The sequence below is a fragment of the Plantactinospora sp. CNZ321 genome (genome assembly GCF_004217235.1).
In genome coordinates, this window is sequence record NZ_SHKQ01000001.1 from 512,998 (window position 1) to 535,171 (window position 22,174).

The following is a 22,174-nucleotide window of genomic DNA, read 5'->3' on the forward strand; positions in this document are numbered from 1 at the left end:
CGGTCCGTCGGAGCGCAAGGTCGGGCGCACCCACTCCCCCTGGCAGCCCGAGCGATCGAGATCGCCATCGACGTCGCGGCCGACCTGGCCAGGCAGATGTGACACTCCCGCCACCGCCCGGCCGTCCAGGCACCGCTACCGCGCCGCGAAGCCGCTCGCCAGCCGGGCCAGCACCCGGGTGACGACGCTCACCTCGGCCAGCGGCACGAACTCGTCCACCGCGTGCGCGTGCTCCACCGAACCCGGTCCATAAAGGACGGTAGGGATACCACGGGCCGTGTACTGGCGCATGTCGGTCCCGTACGGCACCCCCGCCAGCCGGGCCGGGACACCGGTCACCGCGCTGATCGCCGCTTGCGCCATCGCCGTGAGTGGATCGTCGATCGGCGTCTCGGCCGGCGCGAACTGCCCACCGGTCCAGGTCACCTCCGGTGCCGGCCCGTCACCGTCGGCCGCGGCCCGTACCACCCGCTCGAATTCGGCGCGCGCCTCGGCGACGGTGCGGCCGACCGGCACGCCGAGCCGACCTTCGCAGATCAGTTCGTCCGGCACCGTCGACGACCAGTCGCCGGCCTGGATCCGGCCGACGCTCAGCGGATAGGGCAGGGCCACCCGGCCCATCAGCGGGTGCGTCACGTCCCGGTTGAGCCGTTCCTCCAGCTCCGCCAGCGCCGCGTGCACCGGCAGGTAGCGGTCCACCGAGCTGACCCCCTCCAGCCGGTGGGAGGCGTGCGCGGCCCGACCGGTGATCCGCATCCGCCAGGTGAGCGCGCCCGCGGTCGTGCAGACCAGCGCCCCGGCGGTCGGTTCCGGGATGACACAGCCGGCGTACCCGGCGTCCCGGCGCAGCGTGGCGAACGCGCCGACGCCGCCGTCCTCCTCGCCGGCCACCGCGTGCAGTACCACGTCACCGGGCGGGCCACCGAGCGCGTGAACGGCGGCCAGCGCGTGCAGCGCCGCCACCACGCCACCCTTCATGTCGGCGGCACCCCGCCCGTACAGCCGGCCGTCCGAGACCCGCGGGCGAAACGGCGGGTGCGACCACGGCGCGGTGCCCGGCGGCACCACGTCGACGTGGCCGTTGAACACCAGCCGGGGCGCGTCCGGGTGCCGACCGGGCGCGGTGACGGTCAGGGTGTGCAGGCTGTCGCGTTCCACCTCCTCGCCCGGATAGCCGGGCGCGCGGCGCAACTCGGCCAGGTCCTCGGCGCGCAGGTCCACCCGCAGGCCCATCCGGTCGGCCAGGTCCGCCACCAGTCGCAGTGCCGCGTCCTCCGCCCCGCCGAGGCTCGGGCAGGCGACCAGCCTGCCGAGGTCGCCGACCACGCCGTCGTCGTCGATCGCGGCGTCCAGTTCGTCCCATCCGGTCACGCTGCCTCCTCACCACCGCCCCCAGGCGGCCAACCTACCGCCGTGCGAGGTCCCCGATCGGGGTCAGCAGCCGGCCGTCCTCGGTGAACTCGACCCGGGCACCGCCTCCGCCGATGGCGAAGACCAACCCGTGCACCGGGGTCAGGTCGACGACGTCACCCTCGACGAGCAGCAGCGTCAGCCGGCCGTCGCCGCCGCGCCGTACCTCCGCCTCCAGCGGGCCGAGCCGGTAGTCACCGGTGAGGCCGTCCAGCACCGCGTCGGTCAGGTGGGCGGTCTCCGGTACCCGGGTGAACCGGACCGCCTCGACCGCCGGCTCCGCCGCGAGGAGGGCGGCACTGACGTCGCCGTGCACGTCGTGCTGGAACTGCACCGGCAGCAGCGTGCACTCCCCGCCCAGGTGCAGCACCAGGTTGAACACCTCCAGGTGCCGGTGCGTCAGCGGGCCGGCCAGCCCCCGGTAGGTGGCGGCCAGGCCGTTGCCGTCGGCGGTCACGGTCAGCTTCCCGTACCCGGGGTGCCGGTAGTCGCCGACGTAGTCGGTCAGCGGCCGGACCGGTGGCAGGCCGGGCCGGGGCGCCGCGGTGCGCTCCCGGGCCTGGACCCGGCCCCGGTCGAGCGCGGTCTGCCGGGCCAGCGCCGTTTCGCCGTGCGGCCGGGGCGGCAGGTCGAGCAGCCGGTCGTAGATCAGGCACGGCAGCGCGTCGCGCAGCGCCGAACCGTCCCGGTTGGTCAGCACCACGACCCCGCAGCCGGCCTCCGGAATCGTGCTGACCTGGCTGGCGAAGCCGTCGATGTTGCCGCCGTGGTGGGTCAGCCGGTAGCCGCGGTAGTCCTCCACGATCAGCCCCAGGCCGTAGCCGACGGGCCGGCCGACCGCGAGCGAGGAGCGGTCCGGCAGCGGTACCGCCGGGGTGCGCATCCGGGCCAGCGCGCTCGGCGGCAGCAGCGGATCATGTCCGTCGACGCGGGTGCCGAGCAGGGTCGGCAGCCACCGGGCGAGGTCGGTCAGGCAGGAGTTGAGGCCGCCGGCCGGAGCGATCAGGTCCAGCCGGGTGTACGGCACCGGCCCGAGCGGTCCGTCCGGCCCGGCTGTCGCGTACGGCTGGGCGGCGTCCTCGTCGGCGGCCAGGTCGTCGATGGCGAACGTGCTCCGGTGCATGCCCAACGGATCGAGTAGCAACTCGCGTACCGCCGCCTCGTAGGACCGGCCGGCCGCCCGCGCGGCCGCCTCCCCGGCGGCGGCGTAGAGCAGGTTGTTGTACCGCCACGCGTGGCGCAGCCCGCCGGCCGGGTCCAGGTGACGTAGCGCGGCCAGCATGTCGACGCGGCCGGCCTCCTCCCGGGCGGCGTACCAGAGGATGTCGTGGCGGGGCAGGCCGGACCGGTGACTGAGCAGGTCGGCGAGGGTGACCTGGGCGGTGGCGATCTGGTCGTGCAGCCGGAAGTCGGGCAGGTGGTCGCGCACCGGCTGGTCCCAGGAGAGCAGGCCCCGGTCGACCAGCAGCGCGCAGAGCGCCGCGGTGAAGGTCTTCGTCGCCGAGGCGATCGGGAACAGGGTGTCCGGCGTGACCGGCCGGCGGCTCGCCAGGTCGCGGACGCCGAAGCCGGCGTTGAGTACGACCCGGCCGCCCGCCACCACCAGTACGGCGCAGCCCGGCACCCCGAACCGGGCCCGCTCGGCCTCGACCAGCTCGGACAGCTCGGCAGGCAGCCCCGGCGGCACCCGGACGGCGCCGCGCGGATCGCCGGTCGTCCCGCGCCGCTCCGCTCCCAGATCGCTGCTCATGGTCTCACCCCAACCCACCGGTGGGTCCCGGCGCATCGTCGTTGCCGACGAGAGTACGGCGACCGGTTAGGCCGACCCGACGATGAGACCGGCCGGCCCCGGCGCCACGCTGACCGGATGAGTCTTTCCTGGGTGGTGCGCGGCGGGACCGTCTACGACGGCACCGGCGCGCCGGGGATTCCCGCCGACGTGCTGGTGGCCGACGACAAGGTGGTCGGTGTCGGGTCGGCGCCCGCCGAGCACGGCGGGCGGGTGCTGGACGTGACCGGTCTGGCCGTGGTCCCGGGATTCATCAACGTGCTCAGCCACGCCTGGGCGGCGATGCGGATCGACGGGCGGGCCGAGTCGGAGCTGCGGCAGGGTGTCACGACCGAGGTGTTCGGCGAGGCCGATTCGCCCGGCCCGGCCGACGCCCGGTACGGCGAGTACCTGCGGGACGTCTACGAGACGACCCTGTCGGCGGAGTTTCCCCGGCTCGGTGACGGGCTGGACGCCATCGTCCGCGGCGGTGTCGCGCCGAACGTCGCCAGCTTCGTCGGCGGCGCCAACCTGCGCTATCTCGGTGCCGGCTTCGCGGACCGCCCGCTGACCGCCGCCGAGCTCGACCGGGTACGTGGGGTGCTGGCCGAGGAGTTGCAGGACGGTGCCCTCGGCGTCGGCACCGCGCTGATCTACCCACCCGGCCGGTTCGCCGACACCGACGAGTTGGCCGCGCTCTGCGAGGTGATCGCCGCCCACGACGGGCTGTACATCTCGCACCTGCGCAGCGAGGGCGACCGGCTGCTGGAGGCACTCGACGAGTTGGTGACGCTGACCGGACGGACCGGGGTGCGCGCCGAGGTGTACCACCTCAAGGCCGCAGGCCGGGCGAACTGGCCGAAGATGCGTTCGGCGATCGAGCGGATCCAGGCGGCCCGGGACGCCGGCCGGCGGGTCAGCGCGAACATGTACCCGTACGAGGCGGGTGGCAACCCGCTCGGCTCGTGCATCCCGCCCCGGTTCCACGAGGGCGGACCGGCCGCGCTCGCCGAGCGGCTGGCCGATCCCGGGCAGCGGGCGGAGATGGCGGCGGAGATGCGGGCGCCGTCCAGGGACTTCGAGAACCTCTTCCTCGCCGCCGGTGGCGGTGCCGGCGTGCTGATCCTGCGCGACCTCTGCGACGGTACGCCGGCGAAGGGCCGCCGGTTGTCCGAGGTCGCCGCCACGTTCGGGCTCGGCGACGCCGAGGCGCTGCTGGAGATCATCGCCCGTGACCCGTGGATCCCGGCGGTGCTGTTCTTCGTCGACCCGGCGAACATCGAGCTCGGGCTGCGCCAGCCCTGGGTGTCGATCGGCTCGGACGCCTCGGCGCACCCGGCGGTGCCGCCGTGGTCGGAGCAGGCCACCCATCCGCGAACATACGGTACGTTCGCCCGGGTCCTCGGGTACTACTGCCGGGAGCGGAGGCTGTTCGACCTCGCCACCGCGGTCCACCGGATGACCGGGCTGCCCGCCGAGACGCTGCGGCTGCCCGGCCGGGGCCGGATCGCCGTCGGCGGCTACGCCGACCTCGCCGTGCTCGACCCGGCGACCGTCCTCGATGCCGCCACCTGGGACGACCCGCACCGGTACGCGACCGGCGTGCGGCATGTGATGGTCAACGGTGTGCTGGCCCTGCGCAGCGGTGAACCGACCGGGGCCCTGCCGGGCCGCCGCCTGCGTCGCGGCGTGGCCTGACACCGACCCCGGGGGGTGCCGATCGGCCGACCTCCTCCTCGATCCCACCACCGTTCGCCGGCCGGGGTGCCGGATCGGCTGGACGGGCCGGGCCGATGGAAGAGGGACCAATCCGCCGCGAGGCATCTTGGTGCGGGCGCCAATGCGCTCCGATCGCCGGGCGGGGATTCTCACAGAGTGGATCAGCGGATGCGGGTGCGGATGGCGCCGATCGAGCTGCCGGTGGACATCGACACCCCGGCACTGGTGGTGGACCGCGAGCGGATGACGGCCAACGTCGAACGGATGGCAACGCTCGCCCGGAACGCCGGGGTGGCGCTGCGGCCGCACGCCAAGACGCACAAGTCCCCGCCGATCGGCTGCCAACAGGTGGCGCACGGCGCCGCCGGACTCACCGTGGCGACGCTTGCCGAGGCGGAGGCGTTCGCCGCCGGCGGCTGCGACGACCTGTTCATCGCCTATCCGATGTGGGCGGGGCACGGCCGCGCAGCCCGGGTCCGCGCGCTGCACGAGCGGATCCGGCTCGCGATCGGGGTGGACAGCACGGCCGGTGCCGACGCGTTGGCCCGGGCGGTACGGGGTGCCCCGGACCCGCTGGACGTGCTGGTCGAACTGGACTGTGGGGGGCGGCGGACCGGTATCGACGCGGCGGCGGCCGGTGAGCTGGCCGGGTACTGCCTGCGGCTCGGGCTGAACGTGCGGGGCGCGTTCACCCACCCCGGGCACGCCTACGCCCATCCCGCCGCCACCCCGGCCGCCGCGGCCGACGAACGGGATGCGCTGGCCACGGCCGGTGCCGCTCTCACCCGGCTGCTGGGCCGTCCGCCGGTGCTCAGCGGCGGCTCCACGCCGACCACGGTCGACGGGGTCGACGCACCGTTGACCGAGATCCGCCCCGGCACCTACGTCTTCGGCGACCGGCAGCAGACCGTGCTGACCGGGCTGCCGGTGGAGCAGATCGCGCTGGTCGTCGCGGCCCGGGTGGTGAGCGTGCCCCGCCCCGGGGAGGCGGTGCTGGATGCCGGCTCGAAGGCGCTCTCCGGTGATCGTCCGGAGTGGCTGTCCGGGTACGGTCTGCTGCCGCAGGCGCCCGGGGCGACGATCGACGCGATCACCGAGGAGCACGCCGTGGTACGCGGGCTGGAGCGGCCGGTCGCGGTCGGCGACCTGGTCGGGGTGGTGCCGAACCACGTCTGCTCGGCGGTCAACCTGGGCCGGGAGATCCTCGTGGTCTCCGCCGGCGTGCTCGTCGACACCTGGCCGATCGCCTCCCGCACCGCCCGCTGAGCCGTGGCGCAGCCACCCGCTGAGCCGTGGCACCAGCCAAACCCGCCGAGGCGTGGCACCAGCCAAACCCGCCGAGCCGTGGCGCCAGCCACCCGCCGAGGCGCCACCCCGCCGCTTGCGGCTACTCGACCTGGCAGGCGGGCGCTACGTCGGCCTCGCTGCCGGGCCGCTAGGTCGGCCTGACCGGCGGGCCGTGCCCGGTCAGTCGCTCGCCGATCGTCGGCACCGCGGCCATCAGCGCCCTGGTGTACTCCTCGCGCGGCGCGGTGACCACCTCGTCGACCGGGCCGGCCTCGATCAGCCTGCCGTCGCGCAGCACCGCCACCAGGTCGCAGACATACCGGACCACGGCCAGGTTGTGCGAGATGAACAGCACCGAGAGCCCGAGCCGGGCGCGCAGGTCGCGGACCAGGTTGAGTACCGTGCCCTGCACGGAGACGTCCAGCGCCGAGGTGATCTCGTCGGCGATCAGCAGCTCCGGTCGGGCGCCCAGGGCGCGCGCGATCGCCACTCGCTGGCGCTGCCCGCCGGAGAGCTGCGCGGGATAGCGGCCGGCGACCGCCGGGGGGAGGCTGACCAGCTCGAGTAGCCGCGCCACCTCGGTGGCCCGCTCGGCACGTGGCAGCCGCAGCCCTTCGGCCACGCTCGCGCCCACCGTCATCCGCGGGTTCAGCGAGCCGTACGGGTTCTGGAACACCATCTGCCGCCGCTGTGGCGGTGGCCCGATGATCGTGCCGGCGGTCACCGGGGCCAGCCCGACCAGCGCCCGGGCGATCGTCGACTTGCCGGAACCGGACTCGCCGACCAGGCCGACGATGCTGCCGGGCGGGATCTCCAGACTCACCCGGTCCACGGCGGTGAACGGGCCGTACCGCACCGTCAGGTCGGTGATCCTCACGCGTCGGCTCCTTCCCGGACCGGTCCCGACACCGGGTTCCAGCAGGCCAGTCGTCGCCCTCCGGGGCCCGGGGTCAGCACCGGCCGCTGCTGCCGGCACCGGTCGGTGGCGTAATCGCAGCGCGGCGCGAAGGCGCAGCCGGTGTCCGGCTCGGTCGGCGCCGGCGGGCGGCCCGGGACGGTGGCCAGCGCCTGGTCCCGGTCCGTACGCATGTCCGGCAGGCAGGCCACCAGCGCTCGGGTGTACGGGTGGGCGGCCTCGCTCACCAGGTCCGCCACCGGCAGTTCCTCCACCACCCGGCCGGCGTACATCACCACCACCCGGTGGCAGATCTGCGAGATCACCGCCATGTCGTGCGAGATGAAGAGCGCACCGGCGCCGGTACGGTCGATGACCTCGGTGAGCAGTTCCAGGATCTGCCGCTGCACGGTGACGTCCAGCGCGGTGGTCGGCTCGTCGGCGATCAGCAGTCGGGGCGTACCCATCAGGCCCATCGCGATGGTCGCCCGCTGGCGCATGCCCCCCGAGAACTCGTGCGGGCGCTGCCGGGCCCGCCGGCCCGGTTCACCGATGCCGACCTGGCCGAGCCGGTCCACGGCCCGCCGCCAGGCCGGCCGCCGGGACAGCCGCTCGTGCACGATCGGCACCTCGGCCAGTTGCGAGCCGACCCGCAGCGCCGGGTTCAGCGCGGCCATCGGATCCTGGAAGACCATCGCCAGCGAGGTACCGAGCAGCCGGCGCCGGGCGGCCGGGGCGAGCCGGGTCAGGTCGCTGCCGTCCAGGGTCAGCCGGGCGGTGCGGACGGTACCGGGGTACGGCACCAGACCGCCGACGGCCATGGCGGTCAGGCTCTTGCCGCTGCCGGATTCCCCGACGATGCCGACGATCTCGCGGGAGTTCACCGTCAGGGAGACGCCGCGCACGCAGGCGGCCCCGCCGGGAAAGGTCACCCACAGGTCGCGCAGGTCCAGCACGTCGCCCGGACCGTCCGGCACCGGGTCGGCGGCGGCCGGTGTCGGGGAGGCCGGCGATGAGACGTCCGGCCCGGCCGGGGACGCCGACGAGGTGTCGGGTGCGCCGGGCGGGGCCTGCCGGGCCGCGATCCGGGCCAGGCTCTCGCCGAACAGGTGGAAGCCAAGACCGGCGACCATGATGGCCGCCGCCGGGCCGACCGCCACCTCCGGGTGCACGTACACCCGCTCCAGGCCCTCGTTCAGCAGTCGGCCCCAGTCGTAGTCGGGTGCCTGCACGCCGAGCCCGAGGAAGGAGAGCCCGGCCAGGCCGAGCAGCGCCGAGCCGAGGAACATGGCGATGTTCAGGATGATCGGCTCGGCCACGTTCGGCAGGATGTGCCGGACCATGATCCAGCGACGCGGCACCCGCAGTAGCCGGGCCGCGGCGACGTAGTCGGAGCCGGCGACCGAGGCGGTCAGCGTGTACGTCAGCCGGGCCAGTGCCGGAGCCGTCGCCAGCCCGATGCCGAAGACCGCGCCCCGGGCCCCCAACCCGAGCACGATCGTGGTGAACATCGCCAGCAGCAGGCCGGGGAACGCCACCAGCGAGTTGACCAGGCCGACCACGAACCGGCCGGCCCGGCGGGGCAGCACGGCGGGCAGCACGCCCAGCGGCACCCCGATGACCACCCCGATCAGCACGGCGAGCGCGGCCAGCACCAGGGAGAGCCGGCTGGCCACCAGCACCCGGGCCAGCACATCCCGGCCGAGGCTGTCGGTGCCGAGCGGGTGCGCGTCGCCGCGGCCCTGGAGGATCTCCCCGGCGTTGATCCGGGCCGCCTCGTCGTCCCACAACGGCGGGCCGATCACCGCCAGCACCACACAGGCCAGCACCAGCAACAGGCCGGTCAGCCCGGCGGGTGAGCGCAGCAGCCGGCCCATCAGCCGTTCCTGATCTCAGAGCGCGGGTCGAGGACGGCCAGCGCCAGGTCCACCACCAGATTGACGACGAGCACGATCGCTCCGTAGACGAGGATCGCCGCCTGGGCGACCGGGTAGTCCTTGTCCGTGATCGACTCGACGATCCGTGAGCCGAGGCCGGGCCAGGCGAAGACGTACTCGACGATCACCGTGCCGGTGACCAGCGAGCTGAGCAGCAGGCCGCCGACGGTCAGGGTGGCGGTGAGGGTGTTCGGCAGCAGGTGCCGTAGCTGGACCCGCCACGCCGGCAGCCGCTTGGCCCGAGCCATCCGTACGTAGTCGGTGCCGAGCTCGCGCAGCGCCTCCACCCGGACCAGCCGGGCCAGCACCGCCGCCGGCCCGACCGCCAGCGCGATGATCGGCAGCAGATACGACTCCGGCCCGCCCTTGCCGGCCGGCGGCAGCCAGGCCAGGTTCACCGCGAAGACCACCACCAGGCCGACCGCGAGCAGGAAGTCCGGGATCGTGGCGAGCACGCCGGTCACCGAGGTGAAGACCAGTTCACTGCCGCGGTTGCGGCCGTTCTCGGTACGCGTCGCGAGCAGCATGCCGATCGGGATCGCGATCAGCATCGCGACCAGGGTGGCCAGGGCGGCCAGTTCGAGGGTGCTCAGCAGGCGCGCCCCGATGATCTCCGCCACCGGCTGCCGGGACACGAAGGACGTGCCCAGGTCGCCGGTGAAGATGTCCCGCAGGTAGCGCCCGAACTGGACCGCGATCGGATCGTCCAGGCCAAGTTCGGAGCGCCGCTGCTGGACCAGTTCGGCCGGTGCGGTCGGGCCGAGCGCGGCCCGGACCGGGTCGCCCGGGATGAGGTGGATCATGGCGAACGACGCCACCAGCAGGAGCACCATCGATGCCGCGAACCGCATCACCCGGGCGAGCACCTTCATCAGGTCAGTCCTTCAACATCCGGATCGACGTCGGCTGGGCCAGCCCGCCCGGAACGAAGATCTCGGCGTTCTTCATCGCCAGGACCTGGGTCTTGTCGATGAACGGCACCACATCGACGTTGTCGAAGAGCGCCGACTCGGCCTCCGCCCAGACCTTGCAGCCGCCCTCCAGGTCCGGCACCGCCGACGCCTTGGCCACCAGCTCGGTGTACCGGGTGTTCTGGATGTTGGCGAAGTTCGAGCCGTCCGGTACGGCCTTGCCGGACAGGTATCCGGTCAGCTGCGACGGCAGGCTCACCCCGATGCCGACCGCCGCGACGTCCCAGTCACCGGTCTTGAACAGCGCGTCGCTCCACGCGCCGCTGGCCTGGCCCTTCAGCTCGACCGCAACGCCGATCTTCCGCCAGGCGTCGGCCTGGTACTCCGCCCCGGCCTGCTCACCGGCGCCGAAGTCGGTGTTGTAGAGAATCGTGACCGCCAGCTTCTTGCCGTCCTTGACCCGTACGCCGTCCGGACCGGCCCGCCAGCCCGCCGCGTCCAGCGCGGCCTTGGCCGCCTCCACGTCGTGCGCGAGCACATGGCCGGTGACGCTGTCGACCCGGCACGGGCGCGGCGACAGGGTGGTCATCCCGGTCATCTTCACCCCGGTGCCCTGGGTGCTCACCTTGCCCAGCTCGTCCAGGTTCAGCGCCATGGTCAGCGCTCGGCGTACCGCCGGGTCGGCACCGGGACGGGCCGGGTCCTGGTTGTAGAAGAACTCGCCGGGCCCGGCGGGGAGCACGTCGTGGGTGATCCCGCGCGCCGCCGTCACCCGGGTCCGGTCCGCGCCCGTGAAGTGCGCGGCGTTGAGCTCGCCGGCAAGCAGCAGGTTCGCCGCCGTCGACTCGCTGCTGACCACCTTGAGCACGACCGTCTCGGGCATGCCCTTGGCGTCGCTGCTGGCACCGCCCGGTCCCCAGGTGTAGCCCTGGCGCTTCTTCAGCGTGTAGTGGTCGTTCGCCACCGACTCGACCAGCTCGTACGGCCCCGAACCGGAGGTGGTCTTGGCCAGCGTCGACGGGTCGGCCAGTCCCTTGCCGCAGGTGATGAAGATGGCCACCGTGCTGTGCAGCAGGAACTGGTTCGGCTCCGGCGTCCGCATCGTCACCGTGCCGGCCGCCTCGTCCGCCTCTGCCTTGACCCCGGTCGGGATCAGCACCCCGAGCAGCGGGGACTTGGTCTTCGGGTCGGCCACCCGATTGATGCTGTTGGCCACCTCCGCCGGGCCGACCGGGGAACCGTCGGAGCAGGTCACGTTCTTGCGCAGGGTGAAGTGCACGGCCGACGGCTCGACCGTCCACTTCTCGGCCAGCCCGCCGACCAGGCCACCGTCCCGGTCGATGTATGTCAGCGTGTCGTACGCGAAGGAGAGCAGCAGGTTAGTGCTGCCCTGCACCGCCGTGGCCGGGTCGAGTGCCCCCGGGTCGCTCTCGAAGCCCATCGTGAAGGTGCCGCCGTCGGCGTACCTGTCGTCGCCGGTGGCCTGATTCGACGCCCCGGAGCACGCGGTCAGGGCCAGCACACCGGAGCTGAGGACGGCTATGAACGCGGATCTTCTCATGTCACTCCCATACCGGCAGGACCTCGAATCGGTTCCGGACAGCATGTTCTGCCTCGTCCCGGGTGTCTTTGGCGTGGCGGCACCAACCCGCAGCGGAGGCATTGTGAGCTTCGCCAAGGGCGCTCAGTCGAAATCGGCCAGGCGTAGCTGCAGATGCAACAGCAGGCGCTCGTCGGCGCTGTCCGGCCGCAGGCCGAACAGGGTGCCCGCCCGGGTCATCCGGTATCGGAACGTGTTCGCGTGCACATGCAGCCGGTCCGCGGCAGCGGCCACGTCCCCGCCCGCCTCGAACCAGGCCCGCAGCGTCGGGACGTACGCGGTGCCGTGCTCGCGATCGTAGCTCGCGATCTTGCAGGCCACCCCGGAGCGCATCGCCGGGACCTCGCGTACCGCCTCGGCCACCTCGGCGAGCAGGAGCGCGTCCCGCTCGTCCTCGACGTAGGCGATATCGCCGGCCGCCGCTCCGGAGCGGGCCCGCAACGCCAGCAGCCGGTCGACCTGCTGACGGGCCTGGGGCAGCGCCGCGACCTCGTCCAGCGCCGGGCCGACCGCGAGCAGCCCACCGGCCGGAGCGATCCGGGCGATCATGGCCCAGAGCTGCGCGCCGAGCCGGGCTCGGGTGGCGGCCGGCAGCAGCGCGTAGACCCGGCCGTCGATCGCGGCGGCCAGCCCGAGCCCTTGGAACCGCTGGGCATGCAGGCTGAAAACGTCGGAGAGCCGGGTGTCGAGCAGTTCCCGGTCGTCGCCGGCCCGCTCGGCGCGGGCGAACGCGACCAGCACGGTCGCCCCGGGCAGCGCGTACCCGGGAACGGTGCCGCCGGGGACACCGCCGAGCAACTGGCGCAGGATCTGCCCCCGTGCCTCTCGCCCGCGCGAGGCGAAATGGTCCTGGTGGGCCAGGCAGATCGCCACCACCCCGACCGCCCGTCGCAGGATCTCGTCGGCGTCGGGGCTGAGTGACTCCCGGGCGCCGACCACCCAGATCGAGCCCAGCGGCTCGGCGCCGGACCGGATGGCGACCGCCGTCCGGGACGTGCTCTCCGTACCGCCGGTGAACTCCAGCACCCCGGTCTCGCGCCACAGCCGGGCGTACCACTGCTCCCGCTCGACGTGGTCGGGCACGGTGCGGTCGAGGATGCCCTGCCGGCGCACGTCGTCGATCGACTGGCCGGGGATGGTGCTGAACGCCACCACCCGCCGGTTGGCGTCCTCGATGCTGACCGCGCCGCCGAGCGCGGTGGCCAGCGCGTCGGCGAGCTGGAAGGCGTCGTGCACGGCGAGCTGGCCGAGCGAGTCCCGCAGGGCCCAGCGCACCCGGTCGTACAGGTCGCTCCACCGGGCCGCGTCGGGCGCGCTGAACACCGCGGTCGTCGGCGGCACCCGTTCCAGCGCCGCGGCGATCTGACCCGCGCGGACCACCACGGCGATGCTGGCCGGCGGCGGCATCCCGTCGGGCGCCGCGCAGAGCGCCAGCAGGTCCGGCTCCGGCACCGGGTCGCCGGGCGCGTGGATCACCACGCCCCGCACCACCGGCGCCGGCTCCGGCAGGCGCACCGGGTGCAGCGCCGCACCCCCGAGCGCCGCGATCAGCTCATCCACCGGGATCCCCCGGAAGGATTCGATCATGCTACTCATGATAGATCCGCGCTGGTCAGACCGTCGATCAGGTGTACGAGAGTACGCACTGCGGCGCCCGTTCCACCGGTCGGTGTGTAGCCGTACGGCTCCCCGTCGTGGTACGCAGGGCCGGCAATGTCCAGGTGTGCCCAGGGCAGGTCGAACGGGACGAATTCGCGCAGGAACATGCCTGCCACCAGCATCCCGCCCGCCCCCGGGTCCCGGTTCGCCAGGTCGGCGATGGTCGAGTCCAGCCGGGGGCGCAGGTGCTCCGGCAGCGGCATCGCCCAGGCCGGCTCGCCCGCCCGCCGCGCGGCCGCCAGTACCGCCGCACGCAGCCGGTCGTCGTTGCCCATCACCCCGATGATCCGGTGCCCGAGTGCGATGATCTGGGCGCTGGTCAGCGTGGCGATGTCGACCAGCGCGTGCGGGCGCTCCTCGGCGGCCCGGGCGAGCGCGTCGGCCAGGATGAGCCGTCCCTCGTTGTCGGTGTCCACCACCTCGACCCGGCGGCCGTTACGCATGGTCAGCACGTCCGAGGGGCGGATCGCCCCGCCGCCCGGCAGGTTCTCGGCCAGCGGCAGCCAGGCATCGACGCCGATCGGCAGCCGCAGCGCGGCGACGGCCCGCACCGCGGCCAGCACCGCGCCGGCCCCGGCCATGTCCATCTTCATCTGCGCCATTCCGGCCGGACGCTTGAGCGAGAGTCCGCCCGAGTCGAACGTGACGCCCTTGCCGACCAGCGCCACCCGACGCGTGCCAGCGCCGCGGTAGCGCAACCTGACGAGTCGCGGCGGATGGTGGGCACCCTGCCCTACCCCGGCTATACCGCCGAAGCCACCGGCCCGGAGCGCTGCCTCGTCGAGGACGTCGGCGTGCAGGTCGGCGTCGACGGAGCCGGCGGTGTCCGCGGCGAGCGCGGCGAAGTCGGCCGGATGCAGGTCCGACGGTGGCGTGTTCACCAGGTCGCGAGCCAGCGACACCGCCGAGGCGACGATCCTGGCCCGGTGTACGGCGTCCCGCACCGCCGGGCCGGTGTCCCGGGCGAGCAGCATGACCTCACCGACCGGTGGCGCGGCTCCGGCCGGTGACACCGTGCGGTACCGGGTGAACGCGTACCCGCCGAGCAGCGCGCCCTCGGCGGCCGCGCCGACCGAGGCGGCGTCGGGCAGTGGCAGCGCCAGCGCCACCGAGGCGGTACCGGCCAGCGCCCGCACCGCCGCACCGGCCGCCTGGCGCAGCGTCTCGTGGTCGTGGCGGGGAGTCGACGGTGGCTCGCCGGCTCGCCCGGCTACCGGCGCCGACGGTCGGCCCAGCCCGACGGCGACAATCACCGGTCCCGGGCCGGGACCGAGCACGCCGAGCACGGTGACCTCGCCAGCCCGGCCGGTGGCACCGCGCCGCCGCAGCGCCCGCCGTACCACGTCGGTGTCCGGATCGGTGCCGACCGGCTCCGCTCCCCGCGGGCCGGACACCACCGCGACGACCACCGCCTCGCACCGCGCGCCGACGTCCCGGTCCGGGGTTACCTGGAGAACGGTCACGGCGCCGACGGTAACCGGCGCGATGGACGGTGACGGCGTCACCTGGAACGAAGCACGGGGGCCGACTTCGTGGGTCGGCACAATGCGCCGCCGGCCGCGCTCGCCGAGACTTGGTCACCATGGCAGCGATGCATCCCGATGCCGGGCCCACGCCGAACCCGGCGTTCCGGCCCGGCCGGGTGCCGCCACCCGGCGGGGCCGAGGTGTACCACTTCCACCGCGGCCTGCCCGGGTATGCCGCCACGCCGGTGCGCTCCCTGCCGGCCGTCGCCGCCGAACTCGGGCTGGGCGAGGTCGCGCTGAAGGACGAGTCGGACCGGTTCGGACTGCCGGCTTTCAAGATCCTCGGGACGTCCTGGGCGGTGGAGCGGGTGCTGCGGCGGCGCCCCGACACGCACACGCTGGTCGCCGCCAGTGCTGGCAACCACGGCCGGGCGGTGGCCCGGTGCGCCGCCGATCGCGGCCTGTCCTGCCGGATCTACCTACCGGCCGGGGCCAGCGCCGAACGTGCCGCCGCGATCGTCGCGGAGGGGGCGCGGGTGGTTCAGGGCGGGACCTATGACGGGGCCGCCGAGACCGCCCACCGGTACGCGGACAGAGCCGGCCACGCCCTGGCCGCCGACTTCGCGCCGAGTGGCGAGCCCGACTCGCCGGCCTGGGTCGTCGACGGCTACAGCACCCTGTTCCGGGAACTCGCCGAGCAACTCGACGACCCACCCGATCTCCTGGTGGTGCCGATCGGCGTCGGTGCGCTGGCCGCCGCCGCCGTCCGGTGGGCGGTGCACGAGAGCCGGCCGACCCGGGTGGTCGGAGTCGAGCCGGCCACCGCCGCCTGCCTCACCTGCTCGCTGCGGGTGGGCAGACCGGTCACCGTGCCGACCCCGGGCACCACCATGAGCGGCCTGGACTGCGCGACCCCCTCGCCGGTGGCCTGGCCGACGCTGCGCGACGGTCTGGCCGGCACACTCACCGTCACCGACGCCGAGGTGACCGTGGCGATGAGCGACCTGGCCGGCTGGGGAATGCGCATCGGCGACTGCGGTGCGGCGACGCTTGCCGGGCTACGCCGGCTCGTCTCCGACCCCGACTGCGCGCGGCTGCGCACGGCGCTCGATGTCGACGTGCGGACCCGGGTGGTGTGCCTGGGCACGGAGGGGCCGACCGATCCGGTGGCGTACCGGCGACTGATCGGGACGGCTGTCACCTCGTCGTCCGGGGGTTGAGTCCGGTGCTCTGCTGGCACGGCGAAGGGTTCAGTACCGCGCCCTGGGCCGCCCGGAGGCACGGCCACGACGCGACGGCCCGACCCCGCCCGCCGAGCCGACCCGGCCGCCCTCCCGGTCCGGTCCGCCGGAGTCGACCGCCGGCCCCGGCTGGCCGGCCCAGCCCTCGCCGGGCGACGCCGCGAGGTGGTCGACCGCCCGCCGCCGGTCCGGGAACGTCGGGAAGAGCCCGTCCAGGCGCATGGTGTGCAGGACGGTGACGATGTACCGCGACGGCGCGGCCAGGCAGAGCACCCCGCCCCGCCGCTTGATGTGCCGGTGTGCCCGCACCAGGCCGCCCAGCCCGGCGGAGTCGAGCATCTCCACGTCACTGAGGTCCAGCACGACGGCGCGGCGTACCGCACCGGCCGCCATCAGCGCCTGGCGGAGCATCTCGGCGCCGAACAGGTCGATGTCCCCGCCGAACCACACCACGGCGGCGGCCGGCTCGTACTCCACCCGTGGGCCCCGCACGGCACGCGGGGTCGCCGGTGGACCGGCGATCTCCGGACGGGCCACGAGCCGGCTGGTGGCGCAGGCGGGACAGCGGTGCGGTCCGGCGGCGAACGGCGAGCCCGTCCAGCCGTGTTCGGCGGTGAGTCGCCAGACCTCCTCGCCGACTCGGATCCGTTGGTCGGCGCTGACGGTGACGGCGCCACAGTGGTCACAGATCAGGTTGACGGTGTTGCTGTCCACATCGGGTACGACGGTCATCTCGGGCCTCCTGGCCACGGACGCGCAGCCCCCGGTGCGTGACAGGACCGGCTCGAACCGACGCCGGCCCTGCCACGCACTCTTCCGGGGGAGGAGGAAGGTCATTTCGTGACGGCGAGCGGCCGACTATCCCACCGGCCGGGAGGCGTCGGCCTCGTCCGCCGGGCCCGGGATCTGGACCGCGGTCCGGCGCTCGACCGCGACCGGATCGACCGCCAGCACCTTGTCCACCCGGGCTATCTCCAACAGCCGCCGCAGCCGCGCCGAGGGCGCGCGCAGGGCGAGTCTTCCGCCGATCCGCCGGCTGCGGCGGTGCAGGTCGAGCAGGAGGGCGATCCCGGCGGCGTCGGCGTAGTGGCACTGCGCCACGTCCACCACGATGTCGGTCGAGCCGCGTCGCAGGGCGGCCTCGACAGCCGCGTCGAGTCCCGGCACCGAGGCCCGGTCCAGCCGGCCGGTGACGGCCACCTCGACCCGGACGGCGGCGGTGGCCCGAGCCGAAACTGGCGTGGTCACCTGGTGGTCGTCCTCGTTCATCCGACACCTCCTCGGGACCGCACGATCGGCATGCCCAGCATGGTTCTGAGTTGTCTCGGTATCTCCGCAGCCATATGACAGTTTCATGACGTCGTGGCCGCTGGCATGTCACGCACGATTTCCCCGACGCCACCGGCAGCGCGCATCATGACTGGATGACAGGTGTGCTCGTGATCGACGACGACGACCGGATCAGGCTGTCACTGACCCTCGCGTTACAGGACGAGGGCTATACCGTCCGAGCCGCGGCGACAGCCGAGGAGGGCATCGCCGAGCAGCGGCGACGCCCCGCCGAGACGGTCCTGGTCGACCTGATGCTGCCCGGCATCGACGGATACGAGTGCATCCGCGAACTGCGGCGCAACGACGGGGTACCGATCGTCGTGGTCAGCGCCCGGGACGACACCCACGACATCGTCGCCGCGCTGGAGGCCGGTGCCGACGACTACCTGGTCAAGCCGGTGGCGGTCAAGGAACTGACGGCACGGCTGCGTGCCCTGCGGCGCCGGTCCCGCACCGCGCTCACCCCGGTGCCGGGGCTGAGCTTCGGCGACCTGGAGGTGGTACCCGAGGCCGGCGAGGTACGGCTCGGCGGCAACCCGGTCGCGGTGACCCGGACCGAGTTCCGGCTGCTCTGCGAGTTGGCCTACCACGCCGGACGGGTACTCAGCCGCCAGCAACTCCTGGAGCGTGTCTGGGACTACACCGTGGGTGACGAGCGCCTGGTCGACGTCCACGTGGGCCGGCTGCGGCAGAAGATCGAGGAGGATCCGGCCGCGCCCCGGCATCTCGTCACCGTCCGCGGCCTGGGCTACCGGCTGCAGCGATGAGGCGGGCCGGCCTGCGCGCCCGGGTGACCGCGGGCTTCACCGTCGGCGCGTTGATCCTGTCGGCCATGATGGCCCTGGTGTCGTACCAGCTCACCCGGAACGCGCTGCTCGACGAACGGGAACGTACGGCCGTGCGGGCCGCCTACCTGGAGGCGACGGTCGTACGGGCCCGACTGCGTACGGAACGGCCGGACATCGTCGAGATCCTGCGGTCGCTGGACACCGGCCAGACCCGCCGTGCCGTGTTGTGGCGGGACGGCCTCTGGTACGCCCGCAATGCCGACGCCGGCACCACCGAGGCGATCCCGGAGCTGCTCCAGCGGGCCGCACGCGCCGGTCGTCCGGCGATCCAGCGGGTGCGGACCCAGGGACAGCCCGCCCTGGTGATCGGCGTGCCACTGGCCGGAACGACCGTCTTCTACCACGTCGACTACCTGGACGAACTGGAACACACCCTCCAGGTGCTCGGCCTCGTACTGACCCTGGTGGCGATGGTCACGGCCGCCGCCGGTGCCGGGATCGGCTGGTACAGCACCCGGTACACCATGCGGCCGCTCACCCTGGTCACCAGCGCCGCGCAGGAGATCGCCAAGGGGGACCTCGGCGCGCGGCTCGACCCGGCCACCGAGCCGGACCTCGCGCAGCTGACCACCTCCTTCAACGAGATGGTCAACCAGCTCGCCCGGCGGATCGAGCGGGATCGCAGGTTCGCCGCCGACGTCAGTCACGAACTGCGTTCCCCGCTGCAGACCCTCGCGGCGGCGGCGAGCGTACTCGGGCGGCGGCGGAACCATCTCGACGACCCAAGCGCCACCGCCGCCGGCCTCGTCGCCGACGAGGTGACCCGGTTCCAGCGGCTCGTCAACGACCTGCTGGAGCTGGCCCGCACCGACCGGCCGGCCGATCGCGGCCCGGTCGACGTGGTCAACCTCGCCCGCCAGGTGTGCCGGTCCCGGCGGTTGCCGGAGACACTGCTCGAACAGGGCGATCTCGACGACCAGGTGTGGGTGGTCGACCGGCGGCGGCTGGAGCAGGTGCTGGTCAACCTGATCGACAACGCGGGCCGGCACGGCGGCGGTGCCTGCGCGGTCCGGCTGGGCCAGTCCGCCGGCCTCTACTACGTCGAGGTCGACGACGAGGGACCCGGTGTCGCCCCGGACGACAAGCAGGTGATCTTCGACCGGTTCGTCCGTGGCCGGACCGCCAGCACCCGTGGCGACAGCGAGGGCACCGGGCTCGGGCTCGCCATCGTGGCGCAACACACGGCCGCGCACGGCGGGCGGGTCGCCGTACTCGACCGGCCGGGCGGTGGTGCCCGCTTCCGGGTCGAACTTCCGGTGGAACCGCGATGAGACACCGGCGCCGCGTCCCGCCGCTGCTGGTCCTGCTCGCCCTGCTGGCCGGCTGCCAGGTGCCGACCGAGGAGACACCTCGGTCGATCGAGTCGCCGCCCGGCACCGCCGGGACCGTGACCCGGCCCCCGCCGTCTCCCGGTCCCTCCGGACTGGCGGTCGAGCGGGTGTACTACGTCCGCGACGGCAAGCTCGTGCCGGTCGTCCGCCGGCTGCCGGCCCCGCTGCCGGCCACCGCGCACCTGGACCTGCTCCTCGCCGGCCCGACCGACGACGAGCAGCACTCCGGGCTGACCAGCTCGGTCACCGGCCCGGACACGATCCTCGGGGTGCGGGTCGCGGCCGGCGAGGCGACGGTCGAGGTCGGCGCCGGACTCGCCGGCACCGGCCGCAACGACCAGATCCTGGCCTTCGGCCAGATCGTCCGGACACTGACCGCACGCCCCGACGTCGACCGGGTCACCTTCGAGCAGGACGGGGAGCACCTGGGCATTCCCCGCGCCGACGGTGCGCTGTCCCGGGCACCGCTGACCGCCGAGGACTATTCGGACCTGACCGCGCCGGACTGACCGGCGTGCCGGCGGGCGACCAGCACGGCGTCGGAGACCTCACCCGGGTGTCCCTCCGGGTCCGCCGCCGGCCGGGACCGGGCGTCGACGGTCAGCACCGTCCAGGTGCTCGGGTCGAGCCCGGACGCGATCTCCTCGGCGGTGTACATCATCTCCGGGAAGTGCATCCGGTGTGCCGAGGTCCGCAGGTCGGATGGGTGGTGCCCGACGATCAGCAGGGTGCCGCCCGGGGCCACCGCGGCGGCGAGCCGGGCGAACAGCTCCCGTCGCGCCTCGCCGGGCAGGTGCATGTACTGCGCGGAGACCAGGTCGTACCGCCCCTCGGCGGGCGGCTGCTCGCGCAGGTCCGCGTGCAGCCACTCGATCCGGCCGGCGACCTCGGCACCGGCCGCGCTGGCGTGCGCGGCGGCCCGGCCGAGTGCCGTGGTCGAGATGTCCACCCCGGTCACCCGCCAGCCCCGCTCGGCGAGCCAGATGGCGTCGGCGCCCTCTCCGCTGCCGACGTCGAGGGCCCGGCCCGGGGCCAGGTCGGCCGCCTCGGCCACGAGCTGCGGGTTGGGACGTCCGCTCCAGATCGCCGGTCGGGCGCGGTAGCGCTCCTCCCAGGCGTCCCGCTCGAACATCGTGCGCACCTGGTGCCGGTAGGACTCGACGGCGTCGCGGGTCTCCTCCGCGACCAGGTCGGCGTTGATGGCCGCCCCGGCGAGCAGGCCGGACGCGGCGGCCGAGATGACCTGGGCCCGTACGTCTGCCACGTTGCCGGCGACCCAGACCCCGGGTACCGCCAGCCCACTCGGGTCGGCCGGGATCTGGCTGCCGACGACGTGCCCGCCCATCTCCACGTCGACCGGCTTGACCCCGAGCGACTCGAGTACGCCGGCCCGGGCGGTGAACCGGGGTGCGACCACGACCGCGTCCAGCGCGACGACCTCGCCGGAGGCCAGGCGTACCCCGGTGAGCGTGTCGTCGGCGATCTCCAGCCCGGTGACCCGGCCGGGTACCACGGGGATGGCCCGGGCGGCGAGCTGTTCGGCGTCGGACGGCTCCAGCGCCGGGCCGTCCTGCGTCAGCAGCATCACCTGTGGACTCCACTGCCGCCACAGGTTCACCTGGTGCATCGCCACGGCGGTCGGCCCGCTGACGAGTACGCCGATCCGGCGGTCGCGCACCTCCCAGCCGTGGCAGTACGGGCAGTGCAGTACGTCGCGGCCCCACCGCTGGGCCAGGCCGGGCAGCTCGGGCAGTTCGTCGACCAGTCCGGTCGTGACCAGCAGGCGGCGGGCCCGCAGTTCGGCTCCACCGTCCAGGCTCAGCCGGAAACCGTCACCGTCCCGGGCGACCGTCTCGACCCGGCCGGCGTGGATCTCGCCGCCGTACCGGGTCACCTCGGCGCGCCCGTCAGCGATCAGCTCCGCCGGCGGCGTGCTCTCCCGGCCCAGGTAGTTGTGCACCCGGTCGGCCGGCGCGTTGCGGGGCGTTCCGTCGTCCACCACCAGCACCGACCGCCGGGCCCGGGCCAGCGCCAGGGCTCCGGCCAGTCCGGCGGCACCGCCACCGATCACCACCACGTCATAGGTCTGCTCCACGGATGTTTCCCTTCGTCGGAGGTACCCACCCACGGTGCGGCGCGGATCGGGATTTCAGCAACTATCCTTGCCGGTATGGCAAATGAAGAGTTCGCCCTGGCCTCGGTCGGCCCCCGGCTGCGGGAGCTGCGCCAACAGCGCGGCACCACGCTGACCCAGCTCTCCGAGGTGACCGGCATCTCGGTGAGTACCCTCTCCCGGTTGGAGTCCGGTGGCCGCCGGCCGACCCTGGAACTGCTGCTGCCGCTCGCCCGGGCCTTCCAGGTCTCCCTCGACGAACTGGTCGACGCGCCCGCCACCGCCGACCCCCGGGTGTATCCCCGACCGATCGTCCGGCACGGCGTCACGTTCCTTCCGCTGACCCGCCGACCCGGCGGTTTGCAGGCGTTCAAGCAGATCCTCCCGCCGAACACCCCGAGCGGCGAGAACGAACAGCAGACCCACGAGGGCTACGAATGGCTCTACGTGCTTTCCGGTCGGCTGCGCCTGCGGCTCGGCGAGCACGACCTGATCCTGACCCCCGGCGAGGTCGCCGAGTTCGACACCCGGGTTCCGCACCACGTCTCCAACCCCGGACCGGGCGTCGCCGAGGTCCTCTCCCTCTTCGGGCCGCAGGGCGAACGCCTGCACGTCCGGGCCCGCCCGACAGCCCGCTGATCCGGGCCCGCCCGACAA

The 22,174-nt window shown here is 73.8% G+C and carries 18 protein-coding genes; 7 read left to right on the forward strand and 11 right to left on the reverse strand.

The genetic code is table 11. The features are described from left to right. Positions 1-135: 135 nt before the first annotated feature. Positions 136-1,371, reverse strand: a complete 1,236-nt coding sequence (locus EV371_RS02275) for an ArgE/DapE family deacylase (RefSeq protein ID WP_207230379.1) — start codon at positions 1,369-1,371, stop codon at positions 136-138. A 34-nt stretch (positions 1,372-1,405) separates the two neighbouring features. Further along, complete coding sequence (locus EV371_RS02280; protein WP_165436580.1) at positions 1,406-3,160, reverse strand: serine hydrolase; 1,755 nt, start codon at positions 3,158-3,160, stop codon at positions 1,406-1,408. Between the two features lie 117 nt (positions 3,161-3,277). Between EV371_RS02280 and EV371_RS02285 the strand changes: the two genes are divergently transcribed. Beyond that, complete coding sequence (locus tag EV371_RS02285; RefSeq protein WP_130460577.1) at positions 3,278-4,876, forward strand: amidohydrolase family protein; 1,599 nt, start codon at positions 3,278-3,280, stop codon at positions 4,874-4,876. A 177-nt stretch (positions 4,877-5,053) separates the two neighbouring features. Further along, the gene (locus EV371_RS02290) at positions 5,054-6,163 is read left to right on the forward strand and encodes an alanine racemase (protein ID WP_486484445.1); all 1,110 of its coding nucleotides are present in this window, start codon (positions 5,054-5,056) and stop codon (positions 6,161-6,163) included. Positions 6,164-6,332: 169 nt separating this feature from the next. Here the strand turns inward: EV371_RS02290 and EV371_RS02295 are convergent, their stop codons facing one another. The 6 genes from EV371_RS02295 to EV371_RS02320 form a co-directional block, all read right to left on the reverse strand. Continuing rightward, the gene (locus EV371_RS02295) at positions 6,333-7,061 is read right to left on the reverse strand and encodes an ATP-binding cassette domain-containing protein (protein ID WP_130460578.1); all 729 of its coding nucleotides are present in this window, start codon (positions 7,059-7,061) and stop codon (positions 6,333-6,335) included. Beyond that, complete coding sequence (locus EV371_RS02300) at positions 7,058-8,956, reverse strand: dipeptide/oligopeptide/nickel ABC transporter permease/ATP-binding protein (protein WP_130460579.1); 1,899 nt, start codon at positions 8,954-8,956, stop codon at positions 7,058-7,060. Before EV371_RS02300 ends, EV371_RS02295 begins: the two co-directional genes overlap by 4 nt. After that, positions 8,956-9,888 (reverse strand): ABC transporter permease, encoded by a 933-nt coding sequence (locus EV371_RS02305; RefSeq protein WP_130460580.1) that lies wholly within the window; start codon positions 9,886-9,888, stop codon positions 8,956-8,958. The genes EV371_RS02300 and EV371_RS02305 overlap by 1 nt, the downstream gene beginning before the upstream one ends. Positions 9,889-9,892: 4 nt before the next feature. After that, positions 9,893-11,488, reverse strand: a complete 1,596-nt coding sequence (locus EV371_RS02310; protein ID WP_130460581.1) for an ABC transporter substrate-binding protein — start codon at positions 11,486-11,488, stop codon at positions 9,893-9,895. 123 nt (positions 11,489-11,611) lie between these two features. Next, positions 11,612-13,114: a helix-turn-helix domain-containing protein gene (locus EV371_RS02315; protein WP_130460582.1), complete on the reverse strand. Its 1,503-nt coding sequence runs from the start codon at positions 13,112-13,114 to the stop codon at positions 11,612-11,614. Positions 13,115-13,119: 5 nt separating this feature from the next. Beyond that, positions 13,120-14,649, reverse strand: coding sequence for a leucyl aminopeptidase (locus tag EV371_RS02320; protein WP_130460583.1), 1,530 nt, complete (start codon positions 14,647-14,649; stop codon positions 13,120-13,122). 128 nt (positions 14,650-14,777) lie between these two features. Between EV371_RS02320 and EV371_RS02325 the strand changes: the two genes are divergently transcribed. Next, a complete protein-coding gene (locus EV371_RS02325) occupies positions 14,778-15,872 on the forward strand; it encodes a pyridoxal-phosphate dependent enzyme (protein ID WP_165436581.1) in 1,095 nt (364 codons plus the stop codon). Positions 15,873-15,902: 30 nt separating this feature from the next. On the opposite strand, the gene EV371_RS02330 is transcribed toward EV371_RS02325, so the two are convergent. After that, the gene (locus tag EV371_RS02330; RefSeq protein ID WP_207230381.1) at positions 15,903-16,625 is read right to left on the reverse strand and encodes an STAS domain-containing protein; all 723 of its coding nucleotides are present in this window, start codon (positions 16,623-16,625) and stop codon (positions 15,903-15,905) included. Between the two features lie 126 nt (positions 16,626-16,751). Further along, positions 16,752-17,162, reverse strand: coding sequence for an STAS domain-containing protein (locus EV371_RS02335; RefSeq protein ID WP_165436582.1), 411 nt, complete (start codon positions 17,160-17,162; stop codon positions 16,752-16,754). 155 nt (positions 17,163-17,317) lie between these two features. Here EV371_RS02335 and EV371_RS02340 point away from each other — a divergent pair, with 155 nt between their 5' ends. From EV371_RS02340 to EV371_RS02350, 3 genes are read left to right on the forward strand one after another with little or no spacing between them, the layout of a single operon-like run. After that, positions 17,318-17,992 carry a response regulator gene (locus EV371_RS02340; RefSeq protein WP_130460586.1) on the forward strand — a complete coding sequence of 225 codons (675 nt, stop codon included), beginning with the start codon at positions 17,318-17,320 and terminating at the stop codon, positions 17,990-17,992. Then, entirely contained in the window at positions 17,989-19,344 is a 1,356-nt protein-coding gene (locus EV371_RS02345; RefSeq protein ID WP_130460587.1) for a sensor histidine kinase, read from the forward strand. The genes EV371_RS02340 and EV371_RS02345 overlap by 4 nt, the downstream gene beginning before the upstream one ends. After that, entirely contained in the window at positions 19,341-19,913 is a 573-nt protein-coding gene (locus EV371_RS02350) for a GerMN domain-containing protein (RefSeq protein ID WP_130460588.1), read from the forward strand. The genes EV371_RS02345 and EV371_RS02350 overlap by 4 nt, the downstream gene beginning before the upstream one ends. Here EV371_RS02350 and EV371_RS02355 read toward each other — a convergent pair. Then, positions 19,886-21,499: a bifunctional NAD(P)/FAD-dependent oxidoreductase/class I SAM-dependent methyltransferase gene (locus tag EV371_RS02355; RefSeq protein ID WP_130460589.1), complete on the reverse strand. Its 1,614-nt coding sequence runs from the start codon at positions 21,497-21,499 to the stop codon at positions 19,886-19,888. The two genes, EV371_RS02350 and EV371_RS02355, sit on opposite strands and share 28 nt — an antisense overlap. A 75-nt stretch (positions 21,500-21,574) precedes the next feature. Between EV371_RS02355 and EV371_RS02360 the strand changes: the two genes are divergently transcribed. Then, positions 21,575-22,156 carry a helix-turn-helix domain-containing protein gene (locus tag EV371_RS02360; RefSeq protein WP_130460590.1) on the forward strand — a complete coding sequence of 194 codons (582 nt, stop codon included), beginning with the start codon at positions 21,575-21,577 and terminating at the stop codon, positions 22,154-22,156. The last annotated feature ends 18 nt before the right edge of the window (positions 22,157-22,174 follow it).

Coding starts and splice junctions, on each gene's coding strand:
- EV371_RS02305 (WP_130460580.1), bottom strand. CDS start 9,888: ATGAAGGTGCTCGCCCGGGTGATGCGGTTCGCGGCATCGATGGTGCTC.
- EV371_RS02315 (WP_130460582.1), bottom strand. CDS start 13,114: ATGATCGAATCCTTCCGGGGGATCCCGGTGGATGAGCTGATCGCGGCG.
- EV371_RS02325 (WP_165436581.1), top strand. CDS start 14,778: ATGCATCCCGATGCCGGGCCCACGCCGAACCCGGCGTTCCGGCCCGGC.
- EV371_RS02285 (WP_130460577.1), top strand. CDS start 3,278: ATGAGTCTTTCCTGGGTGGTGCGCGGCGGGACCGTCTACGACGGCACC.
- EV371_RS02350 (WP_130460588.1), top strand. CDS start 19,341: ATGAGACACCGGCGCCGCGTCCCGCCGCTGCTGGTCCTGCTCGCCCTG.
- EV371_RS02330 (WP_207230381.1), bottom strand. CDS start 16,625: ATGACCGTCGTACCCGATGTGGACAGCAACACCGTCAACCTGATCTGT.
- EV371_RS02310 (WP_130460581.1), bottom strand. CDS start 11,488: ATGAGAAGATCCGCGTTCATAGCCGTCCTCAGCTCCGGTGTGCTGGCC.
- EV371_RS02345 (WP_130460587.1), top strand. CDS start 17,989: ATGAGGCGGGCCGGCCTGCGCGCCCGGGTGACCGCGGGCTTCACCGTC.
- EV371_RS02300 (WP_130460579.1), bottom strand. CDS start 8,956: ATGGGCCGGCTGCTGCGCTCACCCGCCGGGCTGACCGGCCTGTTGCTG.
- EV371_RS02340 (WP_130460586.1), top strand. CDS start 17,318: ATGACAGGTGTGCTCGTGATCGACGACGACGACCGGATCAGGCTGTCA.
- EV371_RS02360 (WP_130460590.1), top strand. CDS start 21,575: ATGGCAAATGAAGAGTTCGCCCTGGCCTCGGTCGGCCCCCGGCTGCGG.
- EV371_RS02335 (WP_165436582.1), bottom strand. CDS start 17,162: ATGAACGAGGACGACCACCAGGTGACCACGCCAGTTTCGGCTCGGGCC.
- EV371_RS02280 (WP_165436580.1), bottom strand. CDS start 3,160: ATGAGCAGCGATCTGGGAGCGGAGCGGCGCGGGACGACCGGCGATCCG.